Source organism: Microbacterium sp. T32, assembly GCF_001619615.1.
Taxonomy (GTDB): Bacteria; Actinomycetota; Actinomycetes; order Actinomycetales; family Microbacteriaceae; genus Microbacterium.
On sequence record NZ_LQQP01000009.1, the window covers coordinates 106,549 to 127,579 of the forward strand.

At 72.2% G+C, this 21,031-nt stretch carries 21 protein-coding genes; 13 read left to right on the forward strand and 8 right to left on the reverse strand.

Annotated features, from left to right (window positions below; translation table 11 throughout):
* Nucleotides 1-3 precede the first annotated feature (3 nt).
* The 3 genes from AVW09_RS04875 to AVW09_RS04885 are packed head-to-tail and all read right to left on the reverse strand — an operon-like array spanning nt 4 to nt 4,314.
* Nucleotides 4-1,419, reverse strand: coding sequence for an aminobutyraldehyde dehydrogenase (locus AVW09_RS04875; RefSeq protein WP_442922733.1), 1,416 nt, complete (start codon nt 1,417-1,419; stop codon nt 4-6).
* A 5-nt stretch (nt 1,420-1,424) separates the two neighbouring features.
* The gene (locus AVW09_RS04880; protein ID WP_063256947.1) at nt 1,425-2,798 is read right to left on the reverse strand and encodes an aspartate aminotransferase family protein; all 1,374 of its coding nucleotides are present in this window, start codon (nt 2,796-2,798) and stop codon (nt 1,425-1,427) included.
* 28 nt (nt 2,799-2,826) lie between these two features.
* Nucleotides 2,827-4,314 carry a CoA-acylating methylmalonate-semialdehyde dehydrogenase gene (locus tag AVW09_RS04885; RefSeq protein WP_063256948.1) on the reverse strand — a complete coding sequence of 496 codons (1,488 nt, stop codon included), beginning with the start codon at nt 4,312-4,314 and terminating at the stop codon, nt 2,827-2,829.
* A 100-nt stretch (nt 4,315-4,414) separates the two neighbouring features.
* On the opposite strand from AVW09_RS04885, the gene AVW09_RS04890 reads away from it, so the two are divergent.
* The 3 genes from AVW09_RS04890 (at nt 4,415) to AVW09_RS04900 (ending at nt 9,976) form a co-directional block, all read left to right on the forward strand.
* Nucleotides 4,415-6,070 carry a helix-turn-helix domain-containing protein gene (locus AVW09_RS04890; protein WP_082822821.1) on the forward strand — a complete coding sequence of 552 codons (1,656 nt, stop codon included), beginning with the start codon at nt 4,415-4,417 and terminating at the stop codon, nt 6,068-6,070.
* Between the two features lie 64 nt (nt 6,071-6,134).
* Nucleotides 6,135-7,808 carry a cellulase family glycosylhydrolase gene (locus AVW09_RS04895; protein ID WP_063256950.1) on the forward strand — a complete coding sequence of 558 codons (1,674 nt, stop codon included), beginning with the start codon at nt 6,135-6,137 and terminating at the stop codon, nt 7,806-7,808.
* Between the two features lie 80 nt (nt 7,809-7,888).
* A complete protein-coding gene (locus tag AVW09_RS04900; protein ID WP_063256951.1) occupies nt 7,889-9,976 on the forward strand; it encodes a glycosyltransferase family 39 protein in 2,088 nt (695 codons plus the stop codon).
* A 33-nt stretch (nt 9,977-10,009) separates the two neighbouring features.
* Here the strand turns inward: AVW09_RS04900 and AVW09_RS04905 are convergent, their stop codons facing one another.
* Nucleotides 10,010-10,807 carry an alpha/beta fold hydrolase gene (locus AVW09_RS04905; RefSeq protein ID WP_063256952.1) on the reverse strand — a complete coding sequence of 266 codons (798 nt, stop codon included), beginning with the start codon at nt 10,805-10,807 and terminating at the stop codon, nt 10,010-10,012.
* Between the two features lie 57 nt (nt 10,808-10,864).
* Between AVW09_RS04905 and AVW09_RS04910 the strand changes: the two genes are divergently transcribed.
* From AVW09_RS04910 to AVW09_RS04930, 5 genes are all read left to right on the forward strand, one after another.
* On the forward strand, nt 10,865-11,434 hold the full coding sequence (locus AVW09_RS04910) for a mismatch-specific DNA-glycosylase (protein WP_063256953.1): 570 nt from the start codon (nt 10,865-10,867) through the stop codon (nt 11,432-11,434).
* A 78-nt stretch (nt 11,435-11,512) separates the two neighbouring features.
* Nucleotides 11,513-11,809 (forward strand): DUF1905 domain-containing protein, encoded by a 297-nt coding sequence (locus AVW09_RS04915; RefSeq protein WP_063256954.1) that lies wholly within the window; start codon nt 11,513-11,515, stop codon nt 11,807-11,809.
* A gap of 17 nt (nt 11,810-11,826) precedes the next feature.
* Nucleotides 11,827-12,279 (forward strand): prepilin peptidase, encoded by a 453-nt coding sequence (locus AVW09_RS04920; protein ID WP_063256955.1) that lies wholly within the window; start codon nt 11,827-11,829, stop codon nt 12,277-12,279.
* Between the two features lie 135 nt (nt 12,280-12,414).
* On the forward strand, nt 12,415-13,434 hold the full coding sequence (locus tag AVW09_RS04925) for a YhjD/YihY/BrkB family envelope integrity protein (protein WP_063256956.1): 1,020 nt from the start codon (nt 12,415-12,417) through the stop codon (nt 13,432-13,434).
* 10 nt (nt 13,435-13,444) lie between these two features.
* Entirely contained in the window at nt 13,445-14,152 is a 708-nt protein-coding gene (locus AVW09_RS04930; RefSeq protein ID WP_063257060.1) for an NAD(P)H-hydrate epimerase, read from the forward strand.
* A 13-nt stretch (nt 14,153-14,165) separates the two neighbouring features.
* On the opposite strand, the gene AVW09_RS04935 is transcribed toward AVW09_RS04930, so the two are convergent.
* Complete coding sequence (locus AVW09_RS04935; RefSeq protein WP_063256957.1) at nt 14,166-14,921, reverse strand: glutamine amidotransferase; 756 nt, start codon at nt 14,919-14,921, stop codon at nt 14,166-14,168.
* A 68-nt stretch (nt 14,922-14,989) separates the two neighbouring features.
* Between AVW09_RS04935 and AVW09_RS04940 the strand changes: the two genes are divergently transcribed.
* Nucleotides 14,990-15,217 carry a hypothetical protein gene (locus AVW09_RS04940; RefSeq protein WP_063256958.1) on the forward strand — a complete coding sequence of 76 codons (228 nt, stop codon included), beginning with the start codon at nt 14,990-14,992 and terminating at the stop codon, nt 15,215-15,217.
* A complete protein-coding gene (locus AVW09_RS04945; RefSeq protein WP_063256959.1) occupies nt 15,214-15,855 on the forward strand; it encodes a CYTH domain-containing protein in 642 nt (213 codons plus the stop codon). Before AVW09_RS04940 ends, AVW09_RS04945 begins: the two co-directional genes overlap by 4 nt.
* A gap of 59 nt (nt 15,856-15,914) precedes the next feature.
* Here the strand turns inward: AVW09_RS04945 and lpdA are convergent, their stop codons facing one another.
* Both lpdA and AVW09_RS17885 read right to left on the reverse strand, forming a co-directional pair.
* Nucleotides 15,915-17,312, reverse strand: a complete 1,398-nt coding sequence (lpdA, locus tag AVW09_RS04950) for a dihydrolipoyl dehydrogenase (RefSeq protein ID WP_063256960.1) — start codon at nt 17,310-17,312, stop codon at nt 15,915-15,917.
* 9 nt (nt 17,313-17,321) lie between these two features.
* Nucleotides 17,322-17,963, reverse strand: a complete 642-nt coding sequence (locus AVW09_RS17885) for a copper resistance CopC family protein (RefSeq protein ID WP_197462564.1) — start codon at nt 17,961-17,963, stop codon at nt 17,322-17,324.
* Nucleotides 17,964-18,215: 252 nt separating this feature from the next.
* On the opposite strand from AVW09_RS17885, the gene AVW09_RS04960 reads away from it, so the two are divergent.
* The 3 genes from AVW09_RS04960 to AVW09_RS04970 all read left to right on the forward strand — a co-directional run bounded on the left by AVW09_RS04960 (nt 18,216) and on the right by AVW09_RS04970 (nt 20,035).
* Nucleotides 18,216-18,710, forward strand: a complete 495-nt coding sequence (locus AVW09_RS04960) for an FHA domain-containing protein (RefSeq protein ID WP_063256961.1) — start codon at nt 18,216-18,218, stop codon at nt 18,708-18,710.
* Entirely contained in the window at nt 18,710-19,396 is a 687-nt protein-coding gene (ftsR, locus tag AVW09_RS04965) for a transcriptional regulator FtsR (protein WP_063256962.1), read from the forward strand. The genes AVW09_RS04960 and ftsR overlap by 1 nt, the downstream gene beginning before the upstream one ends.
* 96 nt (nt 19,397-19,492) lie before the next feature.
* On the forward strand, nt 19,493-20,035 hold the full coding sequence (locus tag AVW09_RS04970) for a MerR family transcriptional regulator (RefSeq protein WP_022878004.1): 543 nt from the start codon (nt 19,493-19,495) through the stop codon (nt 20,033-20,035).
* A gap of 130 nt (nt 20,036-20,165) precedes the next feature.
* Here the strand turns inward: AVW09_RS04970 and AVW09_RS04975 are convergent, their stop codons facing one another.
* Nucleotides 20,166-20,978: a ParA family protein gene (locus tag AVW09_RS04975; RefSeq protein ID WP_022878003.1), complete on the reverse strand. Its 813-nt coding sequence runs from the start codon at nt 20,976-20,978 to the stop codon at nt 20,166-20,168.
* Between the last annotated feature and the right edge of the window lie 53 nt (nt 20,979-21,031).

A 21,031-nucleotide genomic window follows, 5' to 3' on the forward strand; every position in this document is an offset into this window, starting at 1 on the left:
GCGTCAGGCCAGGCTCGACATCACGTGCTTGAGGCGCGTGTAGTCCTCGAAGCCGTAGACCGAGAGGTCTTTGCCGTAGCCGGAGTGCTTGAACCCGCCGTGCGGCATGTCCGACACGAACGGGATGTGGGCGTTGATCCACACGCACCCGAAGTCGAGGTCGCGGCTGAACCGCAGCGCGCGGCCGTGCTCGCGGGTCCAGACGGATGCCGCGAGCGCGTACGGCACGCCGTTCGCCATCTCGAGCGCCTCGGCGTCGTCCTCGAACGCCTGTACCGCGAGGACGGGACCGAACACCTCCTGCTGCACCAGTTCGTCGTCCTGGCGGAGGCCCGTGACGATCGTGGGCGCGAAGAAGCAGCCGGTGTCGCCGACGCGATGTCCGCCGGTCGCGACGCGCGCGTGCGGCGGCAGGCGATCGACGAAGCCCTGCACCCGGGCGAGCTGGTCGGGGTTGTTCACCGGACCGAAGAAGGCGTCGGGATCGTCCGGTGCGCCCACCTTCACGCTCTCCGCGACGTACGCCACCAGACGCTCGACGAGGGCGTCGTGCAGCGACGCGTGCACGAGCACGCGGGTCGCGGCCGTGCAGTCCTGCCCGGCGTTGAAGAAGGCCGCCTGCGCGATCCCGGCGGTCGCGGCATCCAGGTCGGCATCCGGGAAGACGATCGCGGGCGCCTTGCCGCCGAGCTCGAGGTGCACGCGCTTCACCTGCCGCGCCGCCGACTCCGCGACCTGCATGCCCGCGCGCACCGACCCGGTGATCGCCACGAGCTGCGGGGTGGGGTGCTCCACGAGCGCCCGACCGGTCTCGCGATCGCCGAGGACGACGTTGAGCACGCCCGCCGGGAGGATCTCCGCGGCGAGCTCGGCCAGCCGCAGGGTCGTCTGCGGCGTCGTCTCGCTGGGCTTCAGCACGACGGTGTTCCCCGCCGCGATCGCCGGCGCGATCTTCCAGATCGCCATGTTGAGCGGATAGTTCCACGGCGTCACCTGCGCCACGACGCCGATGGGCTCGCGCCGCACGTACGACGTGAACCCCTCGGCGTACTCCGCGGCCGCGCGGCCGTCGAGGTCGCGCGCGGCGCCGGCGAAGAAGCGCAGCTGGTCGACCGACTGGTCGATCTCGTCGGCGACGAGCGTCACGCGGGGCTTCCCGGTGTCCTCGGACTCCAGGTCGGCGAACTCCTCCGCGTGGTCGGCGAGCGCGTCGGCCAGGCGGAAGAGCGCGAGCTGGCGCGCGGCCGGGGTCGTCAGCCGCCACGACGCGAAGGCCCGGGATGCCGCCTGGAACGCGGCATCCACCTCCTCCTCGGTCGAGCACGGAGCCTGGGCGTACACCTCGCCGGTCACGGGGCTCACGAGGTCGAGCAGCCGCCCGGTCGACGGCGTGAGGACGCCGTCGACCAGGTTCGTCAACGTCTTCACGCCGCGGCCGCCTCATCGGCGAAACCGTCGGCGACGGACAGGGCCTCGTCGATGATGTCGAGGCCGCGGACGAGCTCGTCCTCGGTGATCACCAGCGGCGGGGCGACGTGCACGCGGTTGAAGTGCGTGAACGGCCACAGCCCGGCCTTCTTGCACGCCGCGGCGAACGCGGCCATCGGAGCGGCGTCGGCTCCCGCAGCGTTGAACGGCACGAGCGGCTCGCGCGTCTCGCGGTCGCGCACGAGCTCGATCGCCCAGAAGAGGCCCCGGCCGCGCACCTCGCCGACCGACGGGTGCTTCTCGGCCATCTCCCGCAGGCGCGGACCGACGACGCGCTCGCCGAGGTCGCGCACGCGCGCGAGGATCCCGTCGCGACGGAACACCTCGAACGTTGCGATGCCGGGCGCGCACGCGAGCGGGTGGCCCGAGTACGTCAGGCCGCCCGGGAACGTCACGGTGTCGAAGTGGTGGGCGATGGCATCCGAGATCACCACTCCGCCGAGCGGCACGTAGCCGGAGTTGACGCCCTTGGCGAAGGTGATGAGGTCGGGCACCACGTCGAACGCGTCGACCGCGAACCACTCGCCGATCCGGCCGAAACCGACCATGACCTCGTCGGCGATGTAGACGATGCCGTACTTGTCGCACAGGGCGCGGACGCCGGGCAGGTAGCCGGGCGGCGGCACCAGCACGCCGTTGGTGCCGACCACGGTCTCGAGGATGATCGCGCCGATCGTCGACGCGCCCTCGAGGATGATCGTCTGCTCGAGGTGCTCGAGCGCGCGGGCGGTCTCCTCCTCCTCGGATGCCGAGTGGAAGGCCGAGCGGTAGGCGTACGGGCCGAAGAAGTGCACGACCGAGGCGTCCGCGGGCTCGTTCGCCCAGCGGCGCGGGTCGCCGGTGAGGGTGATCGCCGTGGAGGTGTTGCCGTGGTAGCTGCGGTACATCGCGAGCACCTTGCGCTTGCCCGTGACCAGGCGCGCCATGCGGACCGCGTTCTCGTTGGCATCCGCTCCGCCGTTGGTGAAGAACACCTTCGAGAAGCCCTCGGGCGCGACTTCGGCGATGAGCCGCGCGAGCTCGCCGCGCGTGCCGTTGGCCATCGCGGGCTGGATCGTGGCGAGCTCGCCCGCCTGCCGCTGGATGGCGGCGACGAGGTCGGGATGCTGGTGGCCGAGGTTCAGGTTCACCAGCTGCGACGAGAAGTCGAGGTAGCCGTTGCCGGCGTAGTCCCAGAACGTCGCGCCCTCGCCGCCGGCGATGGGCAGCGGGTCGATGAGCGCCTGGGCGCTCCAGGAGTGGAAGACGTGCGCGCGGTCGTCGGCGCGGACCTGCGCGTCGGCGGCGAGGTCGGGGGAGGTGAGCGTCATGATGCGTTCCTTTCCGGATGCCGTGCGGTCAGTGGTTGCTCGGGAAGCCGAGGCTGATCTGGCTCTCGCTCGGGTCGGGCCAGCGGGTCGTGACGACCTTGCTGCGGGTGTAGAAGTGGATCGATTCCGGCCCGTAGATGTGCGAGTCGCCGAACAGCGAGTTGCGCCACCCGCCGAACGAGAACGCGCCGACCGGGACGGGGATCGGCACGTTGACGCCGACCATGCCGACCTCGATGTCGAACTCGAACTGGCGTGCCGTGCCGCCGTCGCGCGTGAACACCGCGGTGCCGTTGGCGAAGGGGCTGGAGTTGATGAGTGCCACGGCCTCGTCGTAGGTCTTCACGCGGACGACCGAGAGCACGGGTCCGAAGATCTCGTCGTCGTACACCTTCATGCCCGGGGCGACGCGGTCGACGAGCGAGACGCCGATGAAGAAGCCGTCGCCCTCGAACTGCTGCGTGGTGCCGTCGACGACGACCTCGGCGCCCTCGGCGGCGGCCCCCGTGACGTACGAGGCGACCTTGTCGCGGTGTTCGCGCGTGATGAGCGGACCCATCTCGCTCGTGGCATCCGTGCCGGGGCCGATCTTCAAGCCCTGGATGCGGGATGCCACCTTCTCGACGAGCGCATCGGCGACGTCGTCGCCCACCGCCACGAGCACCGACACGGCCATGCAGCGCTCGCCGGCAGAGCCGTAAGCAGCCGAGACGGCGGCGTCGGCCGCGGAGTCGAGGTCGGCGTCGGGCATGACGACCATGTGGTTCTTGGCCCCGCCGAGGGCCTGCACGCGCTTGCCGTTCTCGGCGGCGCGCGAGTAGATCGATTTCGCGATCGGCGTCGAGCCGACGAAGCTCACCGCGCGGACGTCGGGGGAGTCCAGCAGCGCGTCGACCGCGACCTTGTCGCCGTGCACGACGTTGAGCACGCCGGCCGGGAGACCCGCCTCCTCGAACAGCGTGGCGAGGAAGAGCGACGCCGACGGGTCCTTCTCGCTCGGCTTCAGGACGACGGTGTTGCCGCACGCGATCGCCGAGGCGGTCATCCACAGCGGCACCATGACCGGGAAGTTGAACGGCGTGATGGCCGCGACGACGCCGACCGGCTGCTTCACGGAGTGCACGTCGACGCCGCGGCTGACCTGCTCGGCGTGCTCGCCCTTCAGCAGGTGCACGAGACCGGCGGCGAACTCGACGTTCTCGATGCCGCGGCTGATCTCGCCCTTGGCGTCCGAGAGCACCTTGCCGTGCTCGGCGGTGATGATGGCGGCGAGCTCGTCGGTGCGCTCGACGAGGAGGTGGCGGAGGCGGAAGAACACGTCGGCGCGCTTGATGAGGCTCGTCGCCCGCCACGCGGGAAGGGCGGCCTTGGCGGCGGCGATGGCCTCGTCGACCTCGGCGGTGGTCGCGAACGCGACCTGCGCCTGGACGCGTCCGGTGGCCGGGTCGAACACGTCGCCCGTCCGCTCCGCGGCACCGCGGGCTTCGCCGTTGATGTGGTGGTGGATGACGGTCATGCGGATCCTCCTCGAGATTCCCGGCCGTCCGGACAGATCGACCGGGAGCGCCGTAGGGTGTTCACTGCCGATTCTGCGGCACGGGGAGGGGCTGGCGCGCATGGCTGATCGTCGCGAAGAACGTCCGGACCGGACAGATCGTCCGGATGCCGCGGATGCCGTGCTCGACCGCGGGCTCCCCACGCTCGCCGAGGTGCTCGAGTCGCCGGCGCTGAGCGCGGGAGCGCCCGAGGTGCTCGTCGGCGGCGACGCGTTGTCGACGCCCGTGCGGTGGGTGCACGTGTCGGACAGTCCCGGAGTCGCGCGGCTCCTCGAGGGCGGCGAGCTGCTCCTGACGACGGCGTCCGCGTGGCCGGCCGAACCGGCGGACCTCCGCGCCCTCGTCGCCGAGTTCGTCCGCGCGGGCCTGGTCGGGATCGTCATCGAGCTCGGCGCGCACTACCGTTACGTCCCCGCCGTCGTGGTTCAGGCCGCAACCGCCGCGGGTCTCGCGCTCATCGCCCTGCACCGCGAGATCAAGTTCGTCTCCGTCACCGAGCAGGTGCACCGGCGCATCATCGACGACCAGACCGCCGCCCTGCGCGCCCGCGACGAGGTGCGCACACTCTTCACCTCCCTCGCGCTCCGCGGGGCGCCCGCCGACTACGTCGTCGAACGCCTCGCCCACACGCTCCGCGCCCCCGTCGTCCTGGAGTCGCTCGCGCACGAGGTCATCGTCGCCGAACTCGCGGATGCCACTCCCGCGGTGCTCGACGACTGGCAGGAGCGGTCGCGCCGGTTCGGCGACGACGGCGACGACGGCCGCTCCATCGTGCCCGTCGAAGCCCGCGGCATCCGCTGGGCGACGCTCGTGGCCCTCGCGGGGCCCGGGCATCCGGCGGGGCGTCGCGCGGTGCTCGAGCAGGGCGCGACCGCGCTCGCGCTCGGGCGCCTGGCCGACCCGGACGGCGACGACTGGGCGCGCCTCGGCCGTCGGCGGCTCATGGACGCGCTCCTCGGCGGACGCTACGGCTCGGCGGAAGAGGTGGTCGCCCTGCTCGGTGCCGCGGGCGTGGATCTCGGCCGGGCCGCCCTCTTCGGTCTCGCGACCGACGGCGCCACGGTCGCCGCCGTCGAGGCCGCGGCGTCCGAGCTCGGCGGCCGCGCCCTGTGCGGAACGCCTCGCGGGTCCACCGAGCGAGCGGCGGGATGGATGCCGGTCCTCGCGGCTCTTCCCTCGTCGACGACGTTCGCCGGAGCGGCCGCCGACCGCTTTCTCGCGCGCTCGCGCGGCGACGGGCCGCCGGCGCGCCTGTCCGTCGGCCCCCGCGTGGAGGGGGCGACGGACGAAGCCGCCGTGCCGCGTCTGCTCGATTCCCTCGAGCAGGCGCTGGATCTCGCGGAAGTGGGCGATCTGCCGGAGGGTGAGGTGCACTGGGTCGTGCGGCATCCGCTCGTCCGGTTCGTCTCCGCGCTGCGCGGCGACCACCGTCTGCTCGAGCACGGCGAGAACCTCCTCGCCCCGATCCTCGCCGCCCCGCCGGCGCGGCGCCGCGACCTGCTCGCGGCCCTGTCCGCGATGGTGGCGCACCCCGGTAATCGCACGGCCGCCGCCGCGGCGGCCCACGTCTCGCGCTCCGTGTTCTACCAGCGCCTCGATCTCGCGGAGCGCGTGCTCGGCGTCGACCTCGACGACGGTGAGGTCCTCGCTGCTCTCCACCTCGCACTCGTCGTGCATCGCGCCCACCGCTCTCCCGGGGCGGTGGACGCACGATGAGCGGGCGGGCTCGCCGGGTCGACGCGCCCGACCGATACGATGGCCCGAACGGGCAGGGGCAGGCATGGCGGAAGACCGGACGTGGCCACGGCGTGCATGGACGCGCGCGGTGGCCCTCGCGTCGATCGTCGGTCTGCTCGTGGTCGGCGCGGTGACGGCTCCCGCGGCCTCGGCGGCGAGCCCACCGGGATGGTTGTCCACCCGCGGCTCCACCATCGTGACCTCGACCGGGGCGCCGTACACGATCAAGGCTGCCGCGTGGTTCGGAATGGAGACGTCGAACTGCGCCCCGCACGGGCTGTGGTCGATCTCGCTCGACGAGGGCCTCACGACCATCGCCGGAATGGGGTTCACGACCCTCCGGCTGCCGTTCTCGAACGAGTGTCTCTCGGCGTCCACGACGACCTCCATCAACGCCAACGTCAATCCTGGGCTCGACAAGCTGACGCCCCTCCAGCTGTTGGACACCGTGATCGCGCGGGCGAAGGCCCACGGGCTGTCGGTCATCCTCGACCGACACCGTCCCGACTCCGGCGCGCAGAGCGAGCTCTGGTACACCGCGCAGTACTCGGAGAAGCGCTGGATCGACGACTGGACGATGCTCGCGTCCCGCTACAAGGACGACCCCACCGTCATCGGCGTCGACCTCCACAACGAACCGCACGGACCGGCGTGCTGGAACTGCGGCGACCCCGCCCGGGACTGGCGTGCGGCCGCCACCCGCGCGGGTAACGCCGTGCTGGCGGTCAACCCGCGGCTGCTGATCATCGTCGAGGGCGTCGAGCGGCAGAACGACGGGTCGAGCACGTGGTGGGGTGGGGGCCTGAAGGATGCCCGCTCTGCACCGGTCACGCTCTCGGTCGCGAACCGGGTCGTCTATTCGCCGCACGACTATCCGGCCTCCGTGTTCGCGCAGTCCTGGTTCGCCGACCCTCGGTACCCCGCCAACCTGGAAGCGCTGTGGGATGCCAACTGGGGCTACCTCGCGAAGGAGAACATCGCTCCGGTGCTCCTGGGGGAGTTCGGCACGAAACTCGAGACCGCGAGCGACCAGAAGTGGCTGTCCACCCTCGTGGCCTACCTCGCCGATCGCGGGATCAGTTACGCCTACTGGTCGTTCAACCCCAACAGCGGAGACACCGGTGGCCTGGTCGCCGACGACTGGCGCACCCCGCAGACCGCGAAGCTGCGGGCGCTGGCGCCGATCCTGACCCCGGTCGCGCAGCCGACCCCGACCGCGACTCCGAAGCCCACGGCGACAGCGACGCCGAAGCCGACGGCCACGCCGAAGCCGAAACCCACGGCGACGGCCACGCCGAAGCCGACGGCGACGCCGAAACCCACGGCGACGGCCACGCCGAAGCCGGCAGCGACCCCGACCCCGACGCCGACGCCCACGCCCTCCCCGACACCGAAGCCGACCGGCGTCTCCGCTCCCGCGACGATCGCGGCCACCTGGATCCCGCAGAGCACGTGGGGCGAGGGGTACGTCGCCGAACTGACGGTGACCGCGACCGGCGGTCCCGTGACCGCGTGGACGGTGTCGTGGTCCTCGCCGGGCGCCACGTCCGTGGTCAACGCGTGGGGGATGGCGTGCGGCATCCAGTCGTCCACCGTGACGTGCCGGGGGGATGCGTGGGCGGCCGCCCTCGCGCCCGGGCAGACGGTCCGGGTCGGTCTGCAGGTCGCGGCCCCCTCGGCGCCGAGCAGCCCGCGGTTGACCGTCACCGCCCGGTGATCCGGCTCGTCGTGGCATCCATAGCTCGCCCATAGGCTCTGCTCGGCGCCGCTTAGTGGTCGGCTGCCTACGATGCGCCGGTGACCGCCGCACTCAGCATCCCGCAGACCCCGATCGCCCGACCCGCCGCCGCCGCGCCACCGAAGCACCGCGCGTGGCCGTGGGGCCTCGCCGCCGTCGCCGCGCTCGCGCTCGTCCTGACGGCGTGGCAGGTGTGGGACGGCGCGCCGTCGGATTACTACGCCTCCATCGCGGTGTCGATGAGTCAGTCGTGGTCGAACTTCTTCTTCGGCTCGATGGACCCGGCCGGCACGGTCACGCTCGACAAGATCCCCGGGTCGTTCTGGATCCCCGCGCTGTTCGTGAAGGCGTTCGGGTACTCGGCGTGGACGGTGATCCTGCCCAACGCCCTCGCGGCAGTCGGGGCGGCGCTCATCACGGCGGTGACGGCCCGGCGCCTGGCCGGCGTGCGCGCGGGGCTCATCGCGGGGGCCGTCGTCGCGGTCACGCCCATCCTCGTCGCGGTCGCGCGATCGAACCAGCCCGAGGCGTTCTTCGTGCTCGGCCTGTCGATCACGGCGTGGGCGGCGGTGCGCGCGATCCAGGCCCGCAGCCTCGGATGGCTCGTGGTCGCCGGCGCGGCGATCGGCCTGTCGTTCCAGTTCTACATGCTCGAAGCGTGGGCGGTCTGGCCCGCGCTCGCTGCGGCATACCTGTGCACCGCGCAGTCGTGGAGACGCCGCGTCGGGCACCTGCTGGTGGCCGGAGCGGTCAGCGCGGTCGCCTCGCTCTGGTGGGTCGCGATCGTGTCGCTGATCCCCGCGAGCAGTCGCCCGTACATCGGCAGCACGCTGGGGAACAACCCCTGGGAGATGGTGTTCGGCTACAACGGGCTGGGGCGCTTCGGAGCGACGGATGACAGTTCGTCCTACGAGTCGTTCACCCCGCCGTTCTCCGGCAGCCCGGGCGTGCTGCGCCTGTTCAACGCACAGCTTGCGGGCCAGATCGCGTGGCTCATCCCCGCGGCATTGATCGCGCTCATCGTGCTGTGGATCCTGCGCTTCCCGCGGGCCCTGACGGTGCTGCTGACGGTGTGGACCCTCACGTTCGCCGCGATGTTCTCCGTCGTCGCCGGAATGCACCAGTTCTACACGGCGGCTCTCGCCGTGCCCCTCGGCCTGGCGGTGGCGACCGCGCTCGCGTGGAGCGCGCGGCAGGGCCGGACATGGCCCGCCGTCACGATCGTGGGCGTCGGTGCGGCCACCGCGGTCGGCATCGGCATCTCGGTCGGCGGGTACAGTGTGCCCGTCGCGCTGGCGCAGGCCGTCGTCGCGATCGTCGCGATCGTGCTGCTGCTCAGTCGGCACCGCGCACGGCTCGTGACCACCGCGGCGATGCTGGTGGGCCTGCTGCTCACGCCCGCGGTCTGGTCGGCGGTGACGATCGCGCACCCCAGTTCCATCAACCCGGTGGCCGGGGGAGTGTCGGAGATGGCGTCGAGCTTCGGCGGGGCGGGCTTCGGCGGTCGCACGGGCGGCGGCGGGTTCCCCGGTGGGCAGAACGGCGGCGGGTTCCCCGGTGCGCAGAACGGCGGCCCAGGCGCCGGCGGCTTCGCCGGGGCGCCGAACGGCGGCACGGGAGCCCAGGGCGGCACACGCGACGGTCGCGGCGGGGGCGGCTTCGCCTCCGGGTCGACGGACGGCCGGGGCGCCGGCGGCGGAACCGGCGGATTCGGCGCCGGCGCGGGCGGCTTCGGGGGCGACACGAGCGCGCTGCTGTCGTGGCTCGAGACGAACCGGGGCGGCGCGTCCTATCTCGCGGCGACGTTCGGCGCGCAGACCGCGGCGCAGCTCATCGTCGCGTCGGACGGCCAGTCGGTCCTGCCGATCGGCGGTTTCAACGGCACGGATGCCGCTCCCACCCTGGAGACGTTCATCTCGCTGGTCCAGAGCGGTGAGCTCCGCTACGTCATCGGCGGTCAGGACCGCATGGGCGGCCCCACCGGCGGAGCCCTCGGAGGTGGCAGCGGTTCGGGCGCCGCGACCACGTCGACGAACACGGTCTCGGAGCAGATCCGCGCGTGGGTGCAGGAGAACTGCGAGACGGCGACCGACGCGCCCACGACGGTGTACGTCTGCAGTGCGGATGCCGCCGGCGGCGGCGCCTGACCCGGGTCCGGGTCCGTTCCCGCGTCCCTCCCGTCAGAGGTCGCGGGAGAGGAACGCGATCCCGGCCTCGCGGAACGTGCGAGCGCCCGGCGCGTTCACGTGGTGCCGGCCCGGGATGTCGGCGAACTCGCCTCGCGGCAGGAGCCCGGCCAGCCGCGCAGACTGATCGTGGATCGGATCCTCGGTCCCGGTGGCGATGAGCACCGGCTGCTGCGGCGGCGACGCGGGATCCGGATCGGTCTGCCCGAGCCGCATGCCCTCCGCGACGGCGACGAGCGCGCGCAGGTCGTTGCCCGGGACGCGGTCGGCGAGCGACATGTAGCGCAGGGTCGTGGCATCCTGAACCGGCTCGCCGTGATCGAGGAACGCCCGGGCCTGATCGACCTGGAGGCGCGCGAGCGGACGGCCGTCCGGGATGCCGCCGAGCACCGCGCGCTCGACGTGCTCCGGCGCATCGACCGCGAGCTGCCAGCCCACGCGCCCGCCGAGCGAGTAGCCCAGGTAGCGCACCTGGTCGAGAAGGTAGGTGTCGAGGACGGCGACGAGGTCGGCGACGAGAGCGGTCATCTCGTACGACGCGGGGTCGTGCGGCTTGTCGCTGAGGCCGTGTCCGCGCTGGTCGACCGCGAGCACGCGGAACCCGGCGCGCAGCAGGTCGCGCACCCAGCCGGTGTTGACCCAGTTGTCGCGCGTCGACGAGCCGAAGCCGTGCACGCACAGAACCGGCGGCGCCTCGGGGTCGCCCCACGAGTACGTCGCGAGGCGGATGTTGTCGCCCACGATCACGAACTGCGCAGGGGGGACCTCGGTGAGGGCGGGCACGGCATCCATTCCGCCGATCCTGGCACAACGGGGCATCGCCCGCGCGGATGTGGTCATAGTGGTCGCATGGGCTATTCGCGCGCCGAGCTGGAGTCGTTCCGGGATGCCACGATCTCCGACCTCACAGGACCGGGGCTGCGGCTGCTCTTCGTCGGCATCAACCCGGGGCTCTGGACGGCGGCCACCGGGACGCCCTTCGCGCGGCCGGGCAACCGCTTCTGGCCGGCGCTCGTCGAGGCCGGGATCCTGCCGCGGCTCCCCGCGTACAGCGGGCCGCTCGACGACGCCGACCGCGCGATGATCTTCGCGGCGGGGGTGGGGGTGTCGAACCTCGTCGCGCGGGCCACGGCGCGCGCCGACGAGCTCGCGCGCGAAGAGCTGCGCGACGGCGCGCGGAGTCTCGAGACCCGCGTGGCCGCGCTCGCGCCCCGTGCCGTTGCCGTCGTCGGTCTCACCGCGTACCGGCAGGGCTTCGACCGCCCCAAGGCGCGGGCCGGGCGGCAGGACGAGAGCATCGGGGGAGCGCCCACCTGGGTGCTGCCGAACCCCAGCGGGCTCAACGCGCACGACACCGTCGCCTCCCTCGCCCGCGCGTACGCCGAGCCCGCGCGGGCGGCGGGGATCCTCGCGGACTGACCCCTCCTCCCCAGGGGAGAACGTCGACCGCGGTCGCCGGCACCGGGCTACGGTGGACCGGGTCGGAAGGGGACGCGTGTGATCGTGGAGTTCGAGGGAGAGGTCTTCCGCTGGGCCGCGCGGCTCGACAGCGACTGGTACTTCGTCGCGCTGCCGCTCGAGCTGAGCGAGGCCGTCTGCGAGACGCAGACCTTCCGGCGCGGTTTCGGGGGCGTCCGGGTCGAGGCGACGATCGGATCGTCGACCTGGCGGACCTCGGTGTTCCCGCAGTCCACGGGCGAGTACGTTCTGCCGCTCAAGCGCGCCGTGCGCGACCGGGAGGACATCGCCCCCGACGGCATCGTCCTCGTGCAGCTGTCGGTCCTCGACGCCTGACCCGCCTGGCCGCCGCCATGCTCTCCGCCGCGCTGGCCGTGTTCGCGGTCCTCAGCGTCGTCCTCGCCGTCATCGACCACCGCCACCACCGGCTCCCGCACGCCCTCGTCCTCCCCGGACTCGCGCTCGCGCTGACGCTCCTGACCTCCGCGGCGCTCGCCGCCGGCCAGGCCGAACGGATCGCGGGAGTGTGGGGCGGAGCGGCATCCGCGTTCCTCCTGTGCCTCGCGCTGCGGTCGGCCCGCCCCGCCGCGTTCGGCGGGGGAGACGTGACGCTCGCGGCCCTCGCGGGCGCCCACCTCGGCTGGTTCGGATCGGATGCCGTGGCCTCGGGGCTGGCGGCCGGATTCGTGTGCGGCGGGGCGGCGGGACTCGGCGCCCTCCTCGCCGCCGGCCGCCGCGCGGAGTTCGCGTTCGGCCCGCCCCTGCTGCTCGGGACGTGGTGGGCGCTGCTCCGCGCGCTGGTGTGAGCGGCCGAGGTTCGCAGAATCCGACGTTTCTCGCAGAATCCGCCCGAGATCCTGCGAGATCGGGGCCATTCTGCGAATTCCGGTGCGCGGTCAACCCCGCGGGGGGAATCCGCCGGGGCCGCATAGCCTGAGGAAATGGCAGACCTCCTCCGTCGCGTCACCGCCTGGGCCCTGCAGCGGCGACTCGTGCGCGGCTATCTCGTGTACACGGGACGGCGCGGACCGATGCTCGCCGACAGCGTGACGTACCGCACGCTCTTCAGCGTCTTCGCCGGGGTCCTCATCGGGTTCTCGTTCGCCGCCGTCTGGCTCGCCGACAACCCCGACGGGCTCGCCGCCCTGACGCGCGCGGTCAACAGCGCGATCCCCGGTCTCGTCGGGCCCGACGGCCTCATCGACGTCGCCTCGATCAAAGCGCCCGCCGGATTCACGGTCGCGGGCATTCTCGGATCGCTCGGTCTCGTCGGCGCCGCGATCGGCGCGATCGGCTCGCTCCGCTCGGCGCTCCGCCAGATCGCGGACGTCACCACCGAGGACACCTTCATCGTCTGGGTGATCCTCCGAAACCTCGCGCTCGCGATCGGTGTGGGAGTCGCGCTCGCCGCGGCCGCGGGCGTGACGTTCCTCGCCACGGCGGGACTGACGTGGGTGCGCGGTCTCCTCGGCATCTCGGCCGATTCGTGGGTCACCGGCATCCTGACGTGGCTCCTCTCGACCCTGGTGGTCCTCGCGCTCGACACGGCCGTCGTGGCCGCGGCCTTCGCGCTCTTGTCGGGCCTGCGGGTCCGGCGGGGGACGCTGCTCCGCGGTGCCGTGCTGGGCGGCGTCGGCCTGGTGGCGCTGCAGCAGCTGTCGGGGCTGTTCGTCGGGGGAGCGAGCAGCAACCCGCTCCTCGCGACGTTCGCCGCCCTCATCGCGCTCCTCCTGTGGCTGAACCTCTCGAGCCAGGTGATCCTCCTCGCCGGCGCCTACATCACCGTCGGGCACGAGGAGGACGAGGACCGCGAGCGCGCGAAGTTCGGGGCGACGACGCTCGCGCAGTTCCGCGTGCAGCGCGCCGAGCGGGCCGTGCAGGCGGACGTCGGCGAATTGGATGCCGCCCGCGAGGCGGAGGCGAAGGAGCGCGAGGCGGCGGCGGCCGCGGCGCGAGCCTAGGGTGGGGGCCATGACCGAGCGCACCGCCGCGTACACTGCCGACGCGGTCCGGGCCGCGGAAGCACCGCTGCTCGCCGCGGGCCGTCCGCTCATGCGTGAGGCCGCTCACGCCCTCGCCGCCCTCGTCGCCGATGAGCTGGCAGGCACGCGCGGACCCGTCCTCGTGCTCGCGGGGTCCGGCGACAACGGCGGCGATGCGCTGTTCGCCGCGGCCGAGTTCGCCGCCTCCGCGACCCGCGTCGACATCGTGCTCACGCGCGACCGCGTGCACCGGGAGGGCCTCGACGCGGCCCTCGCCGCGGGCGCCCGGATCCGGGATGCCTCGGACATCTGCGCCGCCGTAGCCGATCACGTCCTGGTGGTCGACGGCATCCTGGGAATCGGCGCCTCCGCCGACCCGCGGCTCCGCGGGACCGCGCGCGCGGTCGTCGAGGCGCTCCGCCCGGCGGTGGTCGCGGGGCGCGTCCGGGTCCTCGCCGTGGACATCCCCAGCGGTCTGCACCCCGACACGGGCGAAGCGGATGCCGCCGTCCTCCCCGCCGCGACCACCGTCACGTTCGGGGCCGTCAAGGCGGGCCTGGTGCGGGGTCGCGGACCGGAGCTCGCCGGGCGCATCGTCCTCGTCGATCTCGGGCTCGAGCCGCAGCTGCGGCGCGTGCGCCCCGCGGTCACCGCGGCCGTGCCGATCGTGCGGACCGCGCCGGCGTCGCAGCCCTAGCCGTGGGTCGCGTTCAGCGGGCGTAACGCTCGACGAACGCCCGCAGGATGCGTCCCGTCTCGGTGACGGGCGCCCGCCGGACCGCCGCGAGGGTCAGGTCGAGCTCGTCGGGCGCGAAGTATCCGTACGACGCGTACGCGTGGATCCGCGTGACGATGCCGTCGACGTCGAGCTCCGGGTGGAACTGCGTCGCGTAGACGTTCTCACCGACGCGGAACATCTGCACGGGACACGTGGCGGACGAGGCCAGGAGCGTCGCCGCCGCGGGGAGGGCGGCGATCGCCTCCTTGTGGCCCACGAACGCCGGGAACGTGTCGGGGAGGCCCACGAGGAGCGGGTCCGCGCGGCCGGCATCCGTCAGCGACACGTCCACGACGCTGATCGGCTCGGCGTACGTGCCGTCGATCGGGGCGCCCAGGTGCGTGCCGAGGGTGCCGACGCCGTAGCAGGCGCCGAGGAACGGCGCGTCCCGCGCGACGACGCGATCGACGAGCGCCGCCATCTCGGCCTCCACCCGCCGCTGGACCGCGGACTTCCTCTCCCACGGATCGGACGCGTTGAACGGGCTCCCGCCGACGAGGATCCCGGCGACGTCGTCGAGGTCGATGTCGGGCATCGGCTCGCGCTCGAGCCGGACCCTCCGCAGCCGCTCGGGAGGCAGGCCCGTGAACCGCAGGAACAGCGCGTATTCCTCGTCCGCGGGGAGGTCCTGCGCGCGGGTCGCGAGGAGCACGAACGGCTTGTCGCCGGGGAGGTCCGCGCTCGTCACCCGAGCGAGTCTAGGCGAGGGGTGTCAAGGCGCGGGCGGTGCGCGGAGGCCCGGTCTACGCTGGAGCCATGGCTATTGCACGACTGACCGGAGGCCCGCTCGACGGGCAGGTGATCCCGCTCGAGAACGAGTCCGACGACTCGCTGATCCTTCCCTACAGCGAAGGCCAGCTCGTCTACCGCCGCGAGGGCGGGCTCGAGCACACGGGCGAGTCCGACGGTCCGACCCAGGCGGTCTTCGTCTACGTCGAGGAGACCGAGGACATCAACCCGGACGTCGACGGACGCGACGATTGAGCAAGAGCGCGCCGGGCTCGTCGTCGGTCGAGGTCGAGTCGAAATACGACGTCGAGACCGACACGCCCCTCCCGGACTGGTCGGGGGTGCCCGGCGTCGCCCGCGTGGGTGAGGCCGAGCCGCGCGACCTCGATGCGCGGTACGTCGACACGGCCGGAGCCGACCTGGCGCGCAACGGCGTCGCCGTGCGGCGACGTCAGGGCGGCCCCGACGAGGGCTGGCACATCAAGGCGCCCGCCGAGGGTGGACGTTCCGAGACGCAGTGGCCGCTCGGCGACCTCGGCGATCCGGATGCCGACCCGGTCGTCCCCGACGAGATCCAGGATGCCGTGGCGCCCTGGGCGCGCGGACCGTTCCTGCCGCTCGCGCGCGTGCGGAACCACCGCACCGCCTACGCCCTGCTCGACGCGGAGGGCGGTGTCGTTGCCGAGTTCGTCGACGACCGTGTCCGTGCACGCGACGAGCGGCGCGGCGTGGAGTCCGAGTGGCGCGAGTGGGAGGTCGAACTCGGGCCCGCCGGTCCCGCCGACGACGCCGGCCGGGAGACGCTGTTCGCCGCGGTCGATGCGGCCGTTTTCGCGGCCGGCGGTCGGCCCGCGGCATCCGGTTCCAAACTCGCCCGCACTCTCGGTCGCTGACCTCTTCTCAACGCGAAAGCCCGCCCGGCGAACCGGGCGGGCTTTCGTCGTGAGGGCGATCAGAGGTTGATCATGTGGCCGACGAGGCCGTGGAAGGCCTCCTGCAGACCCTCCGACAGCGTCGGGTGCGTGTGGACGTTCCGCGCGGCCTCGAGCGCGGTGAGGTCCCACTTCTGCGCGAGCGTCAGCTCGGGGAGCAGTTCGGAGACATCGGGGCCGATGAGGTGGCCGCCGATGAGCTCGAGCGTCTCGGCGTCGGCGACGAGCTTGACGAAGCCGACGGGTTCGCCCAGGCCGTTGGCCTTGCCGTTGGCGGAGAAGGGGAACTTCGCGACCTTGATGTCGTGTCCGGCGTCGCGGGCCTGCTGCTCGGTGAGACCGAAGGAGGCGACCTGCGGGTTGCAGAACGTGGCGCGGGGCATGTTGCGGTAGTCGCCGAGGGTCTGGGTCTCGGCGTTTCCGATGGTCTCGGCCGCGACGACGCCCTGCGCTTCGGCGACGTGCGCGAGCTGGAGCTTCGCGGTGACGTCACCGATGGCGTAGATGTGGGGGACGTTGGTGCGCATGTGGTCGTCGATGTCGATCGCGCCGCGCTCGGTGAGCTTCACGCCGGTGTTCTCGAGGCCGAACCCGTCGACCTTGGGCGCGAAACCGATCGACATGAGCACGCGGTCGGCGTCGATGGAGCCGGTGGCGCCGTCCTTGCCGGTGTAGGCGACGGTGACCTTGTCGCCGTGGTCGGTGACGGAGTCGACCTTGGTGGAGGTGAGGATGTCCACGCCGTAGCTCTTGTACTGGCGCTGGATCTCCTTGGAGACCTCGGCGTCCTCGTTGGGGAGGGCGCGGTCGAGGAACTCGATGATCGTGACCTTCACGCCGTAGTTCGTCAGCACGTACGCGAACTCCATGCCGATCGCGCCGGCGCCGACGATGACGATGGAGCCGGGGAGCTCGCGGTTGAGGATCTGCTCCTCGTAGGTGACGACGTTCTCGGACAGGGTCACGCCGGGGAGGAGGCGGACCGTGGAACCGGTGGCGATGATGACGTTGTCGAAGGTGACCTGCTCCTTCGATCCGTCGGCCTTGGTGACGTCGAGGGTGTGGTCATCGACGAAGTGGCCGCGGCCCTCGTACTCGGTGACCTTGTTCTTCTTCATCAGGTAGTGGATGCCCTTGACGTGGCCGGCCGCGACCGACCGCGAGCGGTCGAAGGCCGTGCCGAAGTCGAAGTGCACGTCACCCGAGATGCCGAACAGGTCGGCCTTCGCGTGGAACGTGTGCGCGAGGTCGGCGTTGCGCAGCAGAGCCTTGGAGGGGATGCAGCCGACGTTGAGGCACACACCGCCCCAGTACTTCTCTTCGATGACCGCGACCGACAGCCCCAGCTGCGCGCCGCGCACGGCTGCGACGTACCCGCCGGGACCCGCACCAAGAATGACCAGATCGTAATGAGGCATGGTCTCAGCCTATCGTCCGGTGGTGCCCGCGGAGCCGCTTCCGGGGGTGCCCCCGCGGCCGCGCACGACGAACAGCCAGACCACCAGTCCGACGACGACGAGGAGCGCCACGGCGAGCAGGATCCAGGGCAGGGGAGAGGCCTCCGAGGTGGTCTCGACCGGGGCCGGAGTCTCGGTGACCGTGACGGTCGGCTGCGGGGTCGAGGCGCTCGTGGGCGTCGCCGTCGGGGTGGGGGTGGGCGTCGGGGTGGGCGCCGCCGGGACGGTGAAGGAGAACGTCCCGTCGATCGGGTGTCCGTCGCCGGAGACGACGCGCCACACCACGGTGACGACCCCGGATGCCGGTCCCGCCAGCGCTTGCGTGACGACCGGGCCCGACACGGTGGGGGCGCCGTCGGTCAGTGCGGTCCCGGTCGCGTCGGTGACCTGGATGACGGTCGCGCCGGCGGCATCCAGGATGTCCGCGCTGTAGGTGAGCGTGATCTGCGCCGGCACCGCGTCGAGCACAGCGTCGGCCGACGGGTCGGACGACACCAACTCGTCGTGGGCGAACGCGGGAGCGGCCGGGAGGACCAGGGCCGCGAGCGCGACGGCCGCGGCGGCCAGGACGGCGGGCAGGGAGCGCCGACGCGGCGCGGAAGTCGTGATCACGCCACCGACCCTACCGAGGGCGCCTGCACCGGACCGGTGAGCCGTGCGCGGAGGGATGACGCGCGGGGTGATCCGGACTCGACAGGGCGGACCGGGATCGGTAGGTTCGAGTGTCCCCCCGTCACTGCAATCCGCTACCCGAAGTGGTGCGCGTCCCGACGTCGGACAGACGTATACCCCATGGCCTGCACGAGGTCGATCGGCCCCTCCGGCTCGGAGACGGTCGGCTATGGTGGAAATGAAGGAGAAGCCGTGGACGAGACCCGCAGATTCGAGCGCGACGACATTCGACGCGCCGCCGACGCCGCCGCGTCCGACCGCTCGCACGACACGACCCAGACGTTCGGCCACGACGCCGATCTGTCCTTCGTCCCGTTCGGGGCCGACCTCACCGAAGCCGAGCTCGAGGCGATCGACGCCCTCCCCTCGGGTGCCGCCCTCCTGATCGTCCGCTCCGGCCCGACGACCGGTGCCCGGTACCTGCTCGACACCGACGTCACCACCGTCGGCCGCCACCCCGAGGCCGACATCTTCTTCGACGACGTCACGGTCTCCCGTCGCCACGCCGAGATCACCCGCTCGGGCAGCGCGTTCGAGATCGTCGACCAGCGCTCGCTCAACGGGAGCTACGTCAACGGCGAGCGGGTCGACCGTTCGGCGCTGCTCAACGGCGCCGAGGTGCGCATCGGCAAGTTCCGCCTGAACTTCTTCGGTTCGCCCGTCGACCTCCCGCCGGCAGAGCACTGATGGCGGCAGCCCCCGCCCGCGGTCGTCCGGCGGCCTCGGGGCTGTTGAGCATCGGACAGGTGCTGGCGCGACTCACTCCCGAGTTCCCCGCGCTGTCGTCCAGCAAGCTGCGCTTCCTCGAGGTGCAGGGCATCGTCTCGCCGACCCGCACCGACTCCGGCTACCGCAAGTTCTCGCCCGCCGATCTGGAGCGGCTGCGCCTCGCGCTGACGCTGCAGCGCGACCACTACCTGCCGCTCGCCGTGATCCGCGAGTACCTCGCCGACGTCGACGCGGGCCGCAATCCCGCGCCGCCCACGGCGATCGCATCCATGACGAACGCCCCGCGCCGCTACCGCCGCGACGAGCTGCTCTCGGCGGCGGGGGCGGCACCGCAGCTCCTCAACGACGCGATCAGCACCGGCGTGATCACCGGCGCCGAGACGTACGGCGAGCAGACCGTGTCGCTGCTGCGCACGCTCGTCGCCCTCGACCGCCACGGCATCGAGCCGCGTCACGTGCGCTCGCTCCGGCAGAGCGCGGAGCGCGAGGCTTCCCTCGTCGAATCCGCCCTCGCGGCGCTGCTCCGCCGTCCGGACGCGGCATCGCGGGCGCGCGCGAGCGAACTCGCGCCCGAGCTCGCGGCGCGTCTGGACGAGGTCCGGACGCTGTTCGTGCGCGAAGCCATCGACCGGATGCTGTCCTGATCGCGACACGCCGACCCCCTCGGCCCGGATGTCGTTGCCGGGGGACCTCCGCTGATCTAGCGTGGGAACAACGAGCCGATGAGGAGGGACGCGAGCATGACCGCTGGCGACGCACTCGGTGAACCCCGGTTCGCCACCGAACTCCTCTTCACCGACGGACTTCCCGAGATGGACGACGACACGGGCTACCGTGGCGCCGTCGCGGCCCGCGCTGCCGGCATCACCTACCGTCAGCTCGACTACTGGGCCCGCACCGAACTCGTCGTTCCCACCGTGCGCGGGGCGAGCGGTTCCGGTTCGCAGCGGCTCTACGGCTTCCGCGACATCCTCGTCCTGAAGCTCGTGAAGCGTCTGCTCGACACCGGCATCTCGCTGCAGCAGATCCGCACCGCCGTCGACCAGCTGCGCGCCGCGGGCATCCGCGACCTCGCCGGCACGACGCTCATGAGCGACGGCGCTTCGGTGTACCTGTGCACCTCGAACGACGAGGTCATCGACCTCGTCAGCCGCGGCCAGGGCGTCTTCGGCATCGCCGTCGGCAAGGTCCTGCGCGAGGTCGAGTCGACGCTCGTCGACTTCGAGTCCGCGACCGAGGCGGTCGACGAGCTCGCCGCCCGTCGCGCCGCGCGCACCGCCTGACGCGCCCCCATACGAAAGACCCCGGATGCCGTGGCATCCGGGGTTCTGCTTTCCCTACGCGTGAGGGGTCAATTTTTGTCGCCTACGGGCGCCCGCAGGCGACAAAAATCGACCCCTCACGCGCGCGGCGTTACGCCTGGGGGGAGTCGGACGCCACCGGGATGCGCCCGGTGCGGACGATCCGGTCGAGAAGGGCGTCGAAGTCGGCGGCCAGTTCCTGCGCGGAGTCGCCGGGCCAGACGTGCAGCGGCTTCGCGGCGCCCTGCGCCTGCTGGAGCGACGTGCGCTCGGGCAGCTGCGGGTTCAGAACCAGCGGGCCGAACATGTCGCGCAGCTCCTTGATGCGGAACTGGTGCTCGATGGATTGCGGGCGCACGCGGTTGACCACGACGCCGAGCGGCTGCAGGCGGGGGGAGAGGCCGCGACGGATCTCCTCGATCGCCCGGAGCGCGCGGTCGGCGGCCGCCACGGAGAACAGCCCGGGCTCGGTCACGACGATCACGCGGTCGCTCGCGGCCCACGCAGTGCGGGTCAGTGCGTTGAGCGAGGGGGCGCAGTCGATCAGGACGAGGTCGTAGTCGGCCTCGATCGTGGCGAGAGCCTCTTCCAGCTTCCACACGTCGCGCACGCTCGGGTGCGGACCGTCGAAGTTGATGGCCGAGGGGCTGCCGATGAGCACGTCGATCGTGCCGGGGTGGACCTTCGCCCAACCGCTCGAGGTGATCGCCTGACGGACGACCTTCTCCTTCGGGTTGGCCAGGACGTCGGCGATGTTCAGCCGACCGGCGACCTGGATGTCCATACCGGTGGACACATCGGACTGCGGGTCGAGGTCGACGACGAGAGTGCGAACGCCACGTGCGAAGGCGGCGGATGCCAGCCCGAGCGTCACGGTCGTCTTGCCGACCCCGCCTTTCAAAGAGCTGACGGAGAGTACGTGCACGAGCGTCTACGTTACCTTCCCCTAGGCTGTGAGCACATTCAGCTCCGTCGGCT